The sequence below is a fragment of the Bradyrhizobium sp. 1 genome, assembly GCF_023073315.1.
In the GTDB taxonomy this organism is placed as follows: domain Bacteria; phylum Pseudomonadota; class Alphaproteobacteria; order Rhizobiales; family Xanthobacteraceae; genus Bradyrhizobium.
In genome coordinates, this window is sequence record NZ_JADPJH010000034.1 from 714,245 (window position 1) to 725,578 (window position 11,334).

The window sequence follows — 11,334 nt, forward strand, 5'->3', positions numbered from 1 at the left end:
CCCTGTTGTTTTTGCGCTGAGCTTTTTGCTTTTGAGCGCTTTAGGTCGTCCCGAAACCGGACCCCGCTTTTTTGTATTCTGGCCGTGGCGGACTAAAGATGTCCAGTACGCGGGCGCCGTCGGGGCCTGCGCGCATGGTGTGCGGCACGTTGCCGGGCGTGCGCCAGAAATCGCCCTTCTTCACGGCGATTTCCTCATCGCCCTGGACGCGGATGGCGGAGCCGTCGAGCAGCACGCCCCACTGCTCCTCGGGATGATGATGCAAGGTGCCCTGCGCATGCGGCGCCAGCGTCACCACCGACAGCATCGCGTGCTCGCCGGAGAAGATGCGCGTGGTCACCCCCGCCGCGAGCTCACGAAACAGCCCGTCGCTGGGATCATCGATGTTGTGGAATTCGTCCTTCTGGCTCACGCAGCCCTCCCCTTCATTCTCGTTTGATCAGGATTTGCCATAGGAGCCCTGATACCGGCCCTCGCGGATCGCCTTCATGGTCTCCTCCTCGCGCGCGACCTGGGCACGGACCGCTTCGAGCAGCGCGGCGGCGCCTGCGGCGGGAAACGACACCACGCCGTCCTCGTCGCCGACCACGATGTCGCCGGGCGAGATTATGCTGCCGCCGATCGACACGGGCACGTTGATCTCGCCGGGTCCGTTCTTGTAGGGGCCGCGATGGATCACCGCGCGGGCGTAGCAGGGGAAGTCGTCGGCCGCGAAGGATGCGACATCGCGGATGGCGCCGTCGATCACATAGCCTTCCGCTTTGCGCCACTGCGCGATGGTCTTCATGATCTCGCCGACCAGCGCGCGAGTCTCGTCGCCGCCACCGTCGACCACAATGACGTCGCCGGGACCGACCAGCTCGAGCGCGCGGTGGATGGCGAGATTGTCGCCGGGGCGGGTGCGCACCGTGAAGGCCGTGCCGACCAGCTTAGCCCCGCGATGATAGGGCTTCAGCCCCACCGCGCCCGGCAGCCGGGCGAGATTGTCCGAGATGACCGAGGTCGGCGCGCCGCGAAAGCCCTCGATGATCTCGGCCGGCGGCTTCGGCACGCTGTTTGCGGCGATAGTGATGGTCATGTGCAAAATTCCTTCCGTGAATTACTCGGCGTGCGCCCGCGCCTTCGCCGGCCAAATCCGGAAGGCTCGCCCTTCCTTCATCCATGCTGCGCGCTCGTCGCGCAACAGGGTGCGGCGGACTTTTCCGGAATCATCGCGCGGCGGGGCGCTGACGATCTCAAAACTTTCAGGATGCTTGTAGCGGCTGAGCCGATCCTTCAGAAAATCCGCCATGCCGTCGGCGATCGCCTGGCCGTCCGCGTCGGGCTCCGGCTCGATAATGGCGTGCACGCGCTGGCCCAATTCCGGATCGGGCAGTCCCACCACGACGCAAGACCGCACGCCGGGACACTCGGAGACCGCCGCCTCGATTTCGGCCGGATAGATGTTGGCACCGCCACGCAAGACCATGTCGGCAAGGCGGTCGCCGAGATAGAGATAGCCTTCGGCGTCCAGCCGGCCGATGTCGCCGAGCGATTCCCAGCCATCGGCGCGCCGCTTCGGCTCGGCGCCGAGATAGTGATAGGTGGCGTCCTTGCCGTCATTGTTGAGGAAATAGATCTCGCCCGTCTCGCCCGGCGCGACGTCGTTGCCGTCCTCGCCGATGACACGCAGGCGCGCCATCTCGCCGATCTTGCCGACCGAGCCTTTATGCGTCAGCCATTCCGTGCCTGATATGATGCAGGAGCCCTGGCGTTCGGTGCCGCCATAGAGCTCCCAGATCCTGTCAGGTCCGAGCCAGGCGATCCAGTTTTCCTTCAGCCAGGGCGGCATCGGAGCGGCCATGTGAAACACGGTCTGAAGGCTGGAGACGTCGTAGGCGTTGCGCACGCTCTCCGGCAGCGCCCAGATCCGGTGCATCATGGTCGGCACGAAATTGACCCATTGCACGCGCTCTTGCGCGATTTGCCGCAGCGTCTCCTCGGCGTCGAACCTGGTAAGCCCGGTGAGCTTGCCGCCGGTGAACAGCGCATAGTGCGACACGATGAACGGCGCATTGTGATAGAGCGGACCGGGATTGAGCAGCGAGACCCCAAAGGGGATATTGAGCGGCGGCGCGGCGACCGTATCGGTCACCGCCGGCTGGTGATCGAGGATCACTTTTGGACGGCCGGTCGAGCCGCCGCTGGTCATGGCTTTCCAGTAGCGCGCCACCGGCGGATTGAGCGGCTCGTCCGAAAAACCCTCCGGCACGAAATCGGCAGGCAGGCGGTTCGGCGCATTCCAGTCCGCCTCGCCGCCGACCACCAGCGCAGGCTTGAGGATGTCGAGCACCGCGGCGGCTTCGCCGCGCGGCAGCCGCCACGACAGCGACGTCGGCGTCGCCCCGCACTTCCACACCGCGAAGGAGGTCTCGAAGAAGGCGTTGCCGTTAGGCAAGCCGATTGCGACAAAATCGCCCGGCTTCACGCCTTTCGCGGCAAACGCGCGCGCGCGGCGGTTGGCGCCGCGCTCGAGCTGGTCCCATGTCAGCGTGTCCTGTCCATGCTGGACGGCGATCGTGCCTTGCGGTTTGCGCTCCGCATACCAGCGCGGCACGTCGGACAGGGGCAGCAGCATCAGGCGTTTCCACTTCGTCTTCTTGGCGCCGCCTCAGAATGAGGCGCGGCGCGAGACGAAGTGTAACAGCCGGAGCCGAGCCTTCAAGACGTCTGCCTTCAAGACGCCCGGCCTCAAGCCATCAACGCTCCGCGCCGCAGCCGGGAATATCGAACAGCGCCGAAAGCCCGCATTTCGAGGTCAGCATCTTATCGCCGTCATGGCCGACGCCGGCGACGTCCCAGACCCTGTGATTGGGCGTGCCTTGGTCGCGTTTGGCCATCGCGTCCACATAGGCGTGACCCCTGGCGTAACGATAAGGCCCTTGCGCCTCCGCCATGCAGCTCTTGTCCAGCGCGGAATGTTTCGGATTGGTGTCGAGCGTGCCGAGCAGATAGATCACCTCGCGCTCGACATAGCGCTGCTCGAGTGCCGCCGGCGTCGCGTCGGCGAGATAGGGCGGCCGGTCGCCCATGCCGTATTTCCAGTTGTCGTAGCCGGGACAGGATGCGGCAATCTTCGGCAAGGGCCGCTCGGCGCTGAAATAGGCATAGGACGAGGGATTGGCGACGACGTAGCGGATCTCGATGTGCTGGCGCAACAAGGCCGCCTCGCCCTTGCCGGCAATCGCATAGCGCTGCACGACTTGGCCGCCGCCGGAATGCCCGGCCACCACGACCTGCTTCAGGTTCGGGAAGACGCGCCGTTCCGAGAGTTTTGCCAGGATCGCATCGAGTGCCTCGAACGAGGAGACCGGATTGGGCGCAAGCGCGGCATCGCCGCCCTCCCAGCCCTCCAGCGACCAGCGCAGCATGTCCTGCGGCAGCTTGTACGCTTCGATATCGATCTCGGCCAGGAATTGCGGCACGATCATCAGCGCGGCCTTGCCGTCGTCGCCCGCTGCTGCCTGCGCGTTGTTGGCCGATATGTAATATTCGTCCGCATTGCGCAGCCGTCCATGCAGCATGATGATCGCGCGCGAGATCGCGGGCTGCGGCAGCGACCAGTCGCGGGAGAGGTAGAGCGGCAGCATTCCCCGGCCGCCGACCGAGAGCCGCGCATCGCCGATGGCCTTGACCGGCTTGCGGTTGGGTGCGTCTTCGTCCGCCGCGAAGGCGTGGCCGCAGATCAGCACCAAAGCGAGTGTGGCAAGACAGGCCAGCGCTCTCATGACGGATAGTCCCCTTCGTATTCACATCGATGAAAGTCTAAACGCATCAGGTGCCGCGCGGCTGTGACTGCCGCGCCACGTCAAGCAAAAAATGTCAGCATTGCGGCCATGAAATTCCCGGGTTCCATGGGTGACAAGCCGGCGATAAAGGGGCAAAAATCCGGCTCGACTCAGTTCGGGTTGAGTTTGGCAAGGAATGCTCTCGTAGAATGTCGATTGTGGTTGCATCGCGTCGTGCGGCGCTTCTCGTTGCCGCAGCAGGATTTTTTCTGCTGACGGCGTCGCATGCCCAGGCGCAATGGTGGAAGCGCGCGCCGGTTGATTTCGAGGAATGCGCCGACGCCGCCGAGAAGGCCGCAACCAAGGCCGAGAAGACATCAGCGCTCGCCGATTGCAACGCCAAGTTCGCCGGCCGCCGCAAGGCCGGCGGCGGCTATGCCTATTACGACTTCCTCCAGGATCGCACTTTCGACATCGCCGGCCCCAACCCGACGCCGGACGAGCAGAAGAAGATCGACGAAACCTACACCGCCTATCTCGCCAATCAGCGCCGCAGCGATGAAGCGGCCCAGACCGCCATGCGTCAGCAGCGCGAGCAGCAGGAGCAACAGGCGCAGCAGCTCCAGCAGGTCGCGCTGCGAACCGAGGTCGCGCGCGTGCCCGTGCCGGTGGAGCGGCCGAAAGTCCTTCAGACCATCGGCCAGCGGCCGAAGGGTGCGCCCTGCGCCAAGGGCTCATTCTCCTGCGAATGGCCGCGGCTGTCGGAAAGCTTGAACGATCTGAAGAAGCTGTTCAACCCGACGCCGAGCAAGCCGGCGAAGAAGGGCTGAGTTTCTCGCGCGGACTTGTAGGGTGGGCAAAGGCGCGCCCTTCGCGCCGTGCCCACGTGATCGATGTGGTGGGCACGCTTCGCTTTGCCCACCCTACGAGAGCGTCCCGCTTTAGTTTGGCTGCTTCTTCTTGCTGCGCTTCGGTTTGACTACCGGCGCATCCGCCGGCGCCGTTGTTGTCGGCGAACTGCCCAACTGCGACCTGCTCTCCTGCAATCGCCTGTCATAGCCGGGCGAGTTCATGACCGTCGGCGGCCTTGCGTAAGCGAGCGTCGACACACCGCAAAGCGCGGCCAGCGCGAGCCCTATCATTAGACAACGCCTCATCGCGCTTCTCCCTTGCACTCAAGCGACCCCACGAATCTGCTGCGGCGTCAGCCCCGGCGGGCCGTTGCCCGCGCTCTCCGCCTCCTTGATCAGCGCAACAATGCGGCGCATCAGCGGCACGGCGACCTTGTTCTGCTCGGCAAGCGCAATGACCGCTCCTTGCAGATAGTCGATCTCGGTCTTGCGGCCTTGTTTCAGATCCTGCCACATCGAGGAGCGCGCCTCGGGATCGATTTTCATCGTGCGCCCCAGGATCGCGTTGAAGATCATGTCGGGCAGCCGCAGCATTGTCGGCGTCCACCTCATCGGGATCGGCGTCGCGGAGACCGGCGCGATGCCGGCGGCTTTCAGCACCGCCACGCCTTCCGCCATCTGGTCGGCGAACAGCCTTCGCCAGTCGCGATTGGCCAGTTGCGCGGCAAGCGGCATGTCGGACAATGCGCTGAGCGCGTTGTTCAAATTGATGATCAGCTTGCCCCATTGCACGCCGGAGATGTCACCGCTCGCGCGCATGGCGAGGCCCGGCACCGACAACCCCGCAGCCGTATTCGCCTCGTCCTCTCCGACATGGATGTCTCCGGAGGTCGAGCGGTGAAACCGCCCCTCGCCCATTGCGATCACGTTGAACGGCACCATGCCGGCGAGCACGCGACGGCCGCCGAGACGCTCGCGCAGGACCGCGACATTGCCGACACCGTTTTGCAAGGAGATGATGACGGCATCCTGCGGCGCATGCTGCGCGATCTGGTCCGCGACATCGGCAGTGTCGGCGCTTTTCACCGTCACCAGCACGATGCCGGCGCTATGGAAGATCGCAGGGTCCTCTGACAGCGCAAGCTGGCCCGGGCCGAGCTTCTTCTCGGATCCGTCGAAATCGGTCAGTCGCAGGCCGAACCGCTCGATCTCGGTCTTCACCCGCGGCCGCACCAGCAGCGCGACGCGGCGGCCTGAGACCGCCAACTGGCCTCCGACAAAACAGCCGATCGCGCCTGCGCCAGCCACCACGATCGGTCGATCCGTCACCACCAGACCTCGCTCTCCCCTTAACGACCAGCCTTCGATAGCAGAGGCAGCTCCGGCTGCCCATCGCGGTTGCGACGCATTCGCCTTGTAACCGTCATGAGAGCCCCATATGTTTTCGCCCCGGGGGCAGTCAGCGGCGAGCGATCGCCGACGAGAACGCCAAAGGAGAGCACCATGGGTCTACTCGATGTCCTCAACGGCATGCAGAACGGCCCGCACGGCCAGAGCACGCCGAGTTCACAGCAATCCTCCGGCGGCATGTCGCCAATGACGATGGCGATCATCGCCCTGCTTGGGTGGAAGGCATTCAAGCATTTGACGGCGGGCCAGCCCGGCGCGGCACCGCAGCCATCTCCGACGCCGACGCACCTGCCCCCGCCGGTGAATGCGGGTGCTGGCGGCGGCCTCGGGGGCGCGCTCGGTGGAGGCGGCGGCCTCGGTGACCTGCTCAAGGGCGGCCTCGGCGGCCTGCTCGCGGGCGGCGCGGCCGGCAGCGTGCTGAGCGGCGGGCTCGGCGATCTCCTCAACCAGCTTCAGCAGGGCGGCCACAGCGAGACCGCGAATACCTGGGTCGGCAAGGGCGAAAACAAGGCGATCGCGCCCGGCGATCTCGCCAACGCGCTCGGCGCCGACCAGATCGAGAGCCTGTCCGCCCAGAGCGGATTGTCGCGCGACGAACTGCTCTCCGGCCTCAGCCAGTATCTGCCGAAGGTGATCGACCATCTGACGCCGGATGGACGGCTGCCGACCGAGAACGAGCTTTCGGGTCGAATCTGATTTTAGTCAAAGCAAGGGGAGCACTGACATGAGCATGGGCGGCCTGTTGTGGATCATCGTCGTCGGCTTCGTCGCCGGCCTCATCGCGCGCTGGCTGGCGCCGGGACCGAACAACCCGAGCGGCTTCATCCTCACCACCATCCTCGGCATCGTCGGCGCGTTTCTGGCGACGTTCATCGGCCAGGCCATCGGGCACTACAGCCCCGACGAGGGCGCCGGCTTCATCATGGCCACGATCGGCGCAGTGGTGGTGCTGTTCATCTGGCACCGGCTGGTGGCGAGCGGCGTGATCAAGGGGTAGCGGCTCGAAGCGCCGGATGGAGGCACGCCGTCGCCTTACACTCCGTCATTGCGAGGAGCTCTTGCGACGAAGCAATCCAGACTATTCCCTTGGAGGGATTCTGGATTGCTTCGCTCCGCTCGCAATGACGAGCTCACGTAATCAAATGCATCCCCGCATCCATGCGCACGACCTCGCCGGTCATGTTGCTCGACGCCGGCATCGCCAGGAAGCAGACGAGCTGCGCGATGTCATCCGCAGTCGAGGCGACCTTCAGCGGCACCTTCGCCACCACGCTGTCGCGCACCTGCTTGGCGCCGGCCTCGCCGCGGCCCTTGGTGAACCAGGGCGTGTCGATATAGCCGGGACACACGGTATTGACGCGGATCAGCGGCGCCAGCGCGCGCGACAGCGACAGCGTCATGGTGTTCAGCGCGCCCTTGCTCGCGGCATAGGCGATCGACGAGCCGACCCCGCTGATGCCGGCGACCGAGGAGATGTTGACCACCGCCGACGGCCGTCCCGACGCCTTCGATCCGGCCTCGAGCAGGCCGCGCGCCGCGCGCACCATCTGGAACGGCCCGATGGTGTTGACGCCGTACAGCCGCTGGAAATCTTCCGCGGACAATCCGTCGAGATCGGCATGGGCGACATGCTTGGTGGTGCCGGCATTGTTGACGAGGATGTCGAGCCGGCCCCAGCCGGCCGCAGCCGCCACGATTTTTCGGCAGTCGTCGTCCTTCGACACGTCGCCCTGCGCAACCAGCACCTCGGCCGCGCCGGCCTTGCGGCAGAGCTCTGCCGTGACCTCGGCTTCGGTCTTGCTCGACGAATAGTTGATGACGAGCCGCGCCCCACTCCGCGCGAGAATTTCCGCGGTCGCAGCACCAAGTCCGGATGCGGACCCCGTCACGATCGCGCACAAACTGTCCTTTGCCATCCGGATTTCCTTCCCTTTGTAAGTTGTCGGCGCCCTGTTTAGCGAGTTTGCCGCGCCCTGCAAATCGAGCAAACTCCGCTAAGCGGAATTAGCCTCCCACGGCCCTTGCGCCTATGCCCGCGCCGCGGGTTGACCTGCGATCAACGCTTGTCAGGGCCATGGCTTTTTCGGATCATCGGGCGCAAGAAGAGATCGCGCGCCGGCCCGTCAGGCGGAACGCGCCAATGGCAAAACACGGGGAACGCTGTGGCGGAGAGTGACAATATCGTCGTCGAGACCGCGGAGAAAATCTTCGCCGATCTCGCCGATCCGCAAACCATCAACAACGACAAGAAGAATTCGTGGCAGGCGCCGCTGTGGCAGGCACTGAGCGAAGCCGGCTTGCCCCTGTCCTGGGTGCCCGACGATCTCGGCGGCTCCGGCGCGAGCCTTGCCGACGGTTTTGCCTTGCTCAACGCGGCCGGCCGCTTCGCGGTCGCGGTTCCCCTGGCCGAGACCATGCTCGCAGGCTGGCTGCTGGCGCAGGCGAAGATCTCTTCCCCCGAAGGCGAGATGACGGTGTTGCCGGCCTCCCCGAAGGACCGCATCACCCTTGATGCCGACGGCGCGCTCTCCGGCCGCTGCCGCGGCGTGCCCTTTGCGAAAACCGCCAAACATTTTGCGGTGCTGGCGCACGGCAAGGATGGCGTTTCCATCGCGTTGGTCGATGCGAGCAAGGGCCGGATCGAATCCGGCCTCAATGTCGGCTACGACCACAGCGATACCGTGACGCTCGACAAGGTCCAGCCCGTCACCATCAAGACCGCCCCTGATGGCTTTGACCAGACCACGCTCATGCTGATGGGCGGCGTCGCGCGCAGCCTTCAGATCGCGGGCGCGCTGGAATCCCTGCTCGACATTTCCGTGCGCTATTCCAACGAGCGCGTTGCCTTCGAGAAGAAGATCTCGAAATTCCAGGCGGTGCAGCACAACCTCGCCCGCCTCGCCGGCGAATCCGCCGCGGCGCTTGCGGCGGCGACCTCGGCGGCCGATGCGATTGCCAATGCAAAGTCCTTCGACGACGAAGTCTACCTCGAAGCCGCCTCCGCAAAGATCCGCTGCGCAGAAGCCGCGGAGAAAGGCGGCGCCATCGCCCATCAGGTGCACGGCGCGATCGGCTTCACCAGCGAGCACATCCTGCACCGCTTTTCGCTGCGGGCGCTCGCATGGCGCGACGATTTCGGTTCGGAGAGCCATTGGGCCGTCGAGCTCGGCAAGCTCGTCGCCAAGCGTGGCGCCGACGAATTGTGGCCGCTCGTGGCGTCGCGCTGACCGGGAGACGAAACACATGACCGCTGCCCTCCGTTTCGATCCGATCCGCCTGCCCGAGAAGTGCGAGCAATTGCGCAAGGAAGTGCGCGCCTTCCTCGCCGAGGAAATTGCCGCCGGCACCTTTGATCCGCACAAGCCCAACCGCGAAGACACCGACGCGCCGGAATTTTCCCGCCGGGTCGGCGCCAAGGGTTGGCTCGGCATGACCTGGCCGAAGAAATATGGCGGCCAGGAGCGCTCTTTCCTCGAACGTTACGTCGTGACGGAAGAGATGCGCGTCGCCAACGCGCCGACGCGGCGCTTCTTCGTCGCCGACCGCCAGAGCGGGCCGGTGCTGATCAAATACGCGCCCGAGCATATCAAGATGGATATCCTGCCGCGCATCTGCCGCGGCGAGATCTGCTTTGCCATCGGCATGAGCGAGCCGAACTCCGGCTCCGACCTGTTTGCCGCGAAGACACGCGCGACCAGGACCAACGGCGGCTATCTCATCAACGGCACCAAGATCTGGACCTCGTCGGCGCACATCGCCGACTACATGATCGCGATCTTCCGGACGTCGCAGCCGACCAAGGAAAACCGCCGTCACGGCCTGACGCAGTTTCTGGTCAAGATGAAGCAGCCTGGCATTCAGGTGAACCCGATCGGGCAGATCACCGGCCAGCACGAGTTCAACGAGGTCGTGTTCACCGACTTCTTCGTGCCCGAGGATCACGTGCTCGGCGAAGTCGACGGCGCCTGGAAGCAGGCGACATCGGAGCTGGCCTATGAGCGCTCCGGTCCCGAGCGCTTCCTCGAAACCTACTACGTGCTGACTGAGCTGGTGCGCGCGGTCGGGCCGAACCCGGATACGCGCAGCGCCGAAGGTATCGGCCGCCTGGTCGCGCAGCTCCACACCATGCGCCGGATGTCGGTCTCGGTTGCCGGCATGTTGCAAGCCGGCAAGGAGCCGGTGGTGGAAGCGTCCATCGTCAAGGACATCGGCACGGTCTGGGAGCAGCAGCTTCCGCATCGCGTGCGCGACCTTGCAGCTTTCGTCGAGGAGACCGCGACCAACCGCGAGACGCTGGAGCGGCAGCTCGACTTCGCCATCAAGACCGCACCGAAACTCACCATCCAGGGCGGCACCACCGAGGTGCTGCGCGGCATCATCGCCCGCGGACTTGGTTTGCGCTAGTCATTCGAGGATCATCATGAGCACCTACAAAGATATCGGCGTCGAGAAGGTCGGACACGTCGGCACGATCGAGATCCGCCGCCCGCCGCTGAACTTCTTCGACATCTCGCTGATCAACCAGATCGCGGATGCGCTCGACGAGTTCGACCGCGACATCGAGATCCGGGCCTCCGTTCTCTCCGCACAGGGCAAGGCATTCTGCGCCGGTGCCAATTTCAAGGATCCGGCGCGGCAGGAGCAGGAGGCGCGCGAGGCCGATAAAGCCGCGAAGGGCGATCCGGCCGACAGCCTCGGCGCGATCAATCATCTCTACATCCAGGCCGTCCGCATCTTCCGCGCCAAGAAGCCGATCGTCGCCGCCGTGCAGGGCGCCGCCATCGGCGGCGGACTCGGGCTCGCGGTGTCGGCGGACTTCCGCGTTACCTGCCCCGAAGCGCGCTTCGCCGCGAATTTTACAAAGCTCGGCTTCCATCCCGGCTTCGGGCTGACGACGACGTTGCCGGAACTGATCGGCAAGAACAACGCCGAGCTGATGTTCTACACCAGCCGCCGCGTCACCGGCGAAGAGGCATTGAAGTGGGGCCTCGCCAACGAGCTGGTGCCACAGGACCAAGTGAAGGCGGCCGCGATGAAGCTCGCCGGCGAGATCGCCGAATGCTCCCCGCTCGGCCTCCTCTCCACCCGCGCGACGATGCGCGCCGGATTGGCGGACCGCGTCATGGCCCAGACCAACCACGAACTCGCCGAGCAGACGCGGCTCCGCGCGACGGAAGATTTCAAGGAAGGCGTGAAGGCCACGGAAGAACGGCGCGCGGCGAATTTCAAGGGGAGGTAGCTTCTTCGGGGAAGGACTCCTCTTTCTTCCTTCTCCCCTTGTGGGAGAAGGTGGCGCGAAGCGCCGG

At 65.2% G+C, this 11,334-nt stretch carries 13 protein-coding genes; 6 read left to right on the plus strand and 7 right to left on the minus strand.

Annotated elements, in window-relative coordinates:
- Positions 1–40 precede the first annotated feature (40 nt).
- The 4 genes from IVB29_RS33355 to IVB29_RS33370 form a co-directional block, all read right to left on the minus strand.
- Entirely contained in the window at positions 41–412 is a 372-nt protein-coding gene (locus IVB29_RS33355) for a cupin domain-containing protein (RefSeq protein ID WP_247507644.1), read from the minus strand.
- Between the two features lie 27 nt (positions 413–439).
- Positions 440–1,078: an RraA family protein gene (locus tag IVB29_RS33360; protein WP_247507645.1), complete on the minus strand. Its 639-nt coding sequence runs from the start codon at positions 1,076–1,078 to the stop codon at positions 440–442.
- A gap of 21 nt (positions 1,079–1,099) precedes the next feature.
- Positions 1,100–2,617, minus strand: coding sequence for an AMP-binding protein (locus tag IVB29_RS33365; RefSeq protein WP_247507646.1), 1,518 nt, complete (start codon positions 2,615–2,617; stop codon positions 1,100–1,102).
- Between the two features lie 121 nt (positions 2,618–2,738).
- Positions 2,739–3,767 (minus strand): alpha/beta hydrolase, encoded by a 1,029-nt coding sequence (locus IVB29_RS33370; RefSeq protein WP_247507647.1) that lies wholly within the window; start codon positions 3,765–3,767, stop codon positions 2,739–2,741.
- 209 nt (positions 3,768–3,976) lie between these two features.
- Here IVB29_RS33370 and IVB29_RS33375 point away from each other — a divergent pair, with 209 nt between their 5' ends.
- Complete coding sequence (locus IVB29_RS33375) at positions 3,977–4,597, plus strand: hypothetical protein (RefSeq protein WP_247507648.1); 621 nt, start codon at positions 3,977–3,979, stop codon at positions 4,595–4,597.
- Between the two features lie 111 nt (positions 4,598–4,708).
- On the opposite strand, the gene IVB29_RS33380 is transcribed toward IVB29_RS33375, so the two are convergent.
- Entirely contained in the window at positions 4,709–4,924 is a 216-nt protein-coding gene (locus IVB29_RS33380) for a hypothetical protein (RefSeq protein ID WP_247507649.1), read from the minus strand.
- Between the two features lie 18 nt (positions 4,925–4,942).
- Entirely contained in the window at positions 4,943–5,950 is a 1,008-nt protein-coding gene (locus IVB29_RS33385; RefSeq protein WP_247507650.1) for a 2-dehydropantoate 2-reductase, read from the minus strand.
- 171 nt (positions 5,951–6,121) lie between these two features.
- On the opposite strand from IVB29_RS33385, the gene IVB29_RS33390 reads away from it, so the two are divergent.
- Both IVB29_RS33390 and IVB29_RS33395 read left to right on the plus strand, forming a co-directional pair.
- Positions 6,122–6,724 carry a YidB family protein gene (locus IVB29_RS33390; protein ID WP_247507651.1) on the plus strand — a complete coding sequence of 201 codons (603 nt, stop codon included), beginning with the start codon at positions 6,122–6,124 and terminating at the stop codon, positions 6,722–6,724.
- Between the two features lie 28 nt (positions 6,725–6,752).
- On the plus strand, positions 6,753–7,025 hold the full coding sequence (locus IVB29_RS33395; RefSeq protein ID WP_247507652.1) for a GlsB/YeaQ/YmgE family stress response membrane protein: 273 nt from the start codon (positions 6,753–6,755) through the stop codon (positions 7,023–7,025).
- Positions 7,026–7,158: 133 nt separating this feature from the next.
- Here IVB29_RS33395 and IVB29_RS33400 read toward each other — a convergent pair whose 3' ends face one another.
- Positions 7,159–7,944 (minus strand): SDR family oxidoreductase, encoded by a 786-nt coding sequence (locus IVB29_RS33400; protein ID WP_247507653.1) that lies wholly within the window; start codon positions 7,942–7,944, stop codon positions 7,159–7,161.
- 246 nt (positions 7,945–8,190) lie between these two features.
- On the opposite strand from IVB29_RS33400, the gene IVB29_RS33405 reads away from it, so the two are divergent.
- From IVB29_RS33405 to IVB29_RS33415, 3 genes are read left to right on the plus strand one after another with little or no spacing between them, the layout of a single operon-like run.
- The gene (locus tag IVB29_RS33405; RefSeq protein WP_247507654.1) at positions 8,191–9,255 is read left to right on the plus strand and encodes an acyl-CoA dehydrogenase family protein; all 1,065 of its coding nucleotides are present in this window, start codon (positions 8,191–8,193) and stop codon (positions 9,253–9,255) included.
- 16 nt (positions 9,256–9,271) lie between these two features.
- On the plus strand, positions 9,272–10,432 hold the full coding sequence (locus tag IVB29_RS33410) for an acyl-CoA dehydrogenase family protein (RefSeq protein WP_247507655.1): 1,161 nt from the start codon (positions 9,272–9,274) through the stop codon (positions 10,430–10,432).
- A gap of 16 nt (positions 10,433–10,448) precedes the next feature.
- Positions 10,449–11,267: an enoyl-CoA hydratase/isomerase family protein gene (locus tag IVB29_RS33415; protein WP_247507656.1), complete on the plus strand. Its 819-nt coding sequence runs from the start codon at positions 10,449–10,451 to the stop codon at positions 11,265–11,267.
- The last annotated feature ends 67 nt before the right edge of the window (positions 11,268–11,334 follow it).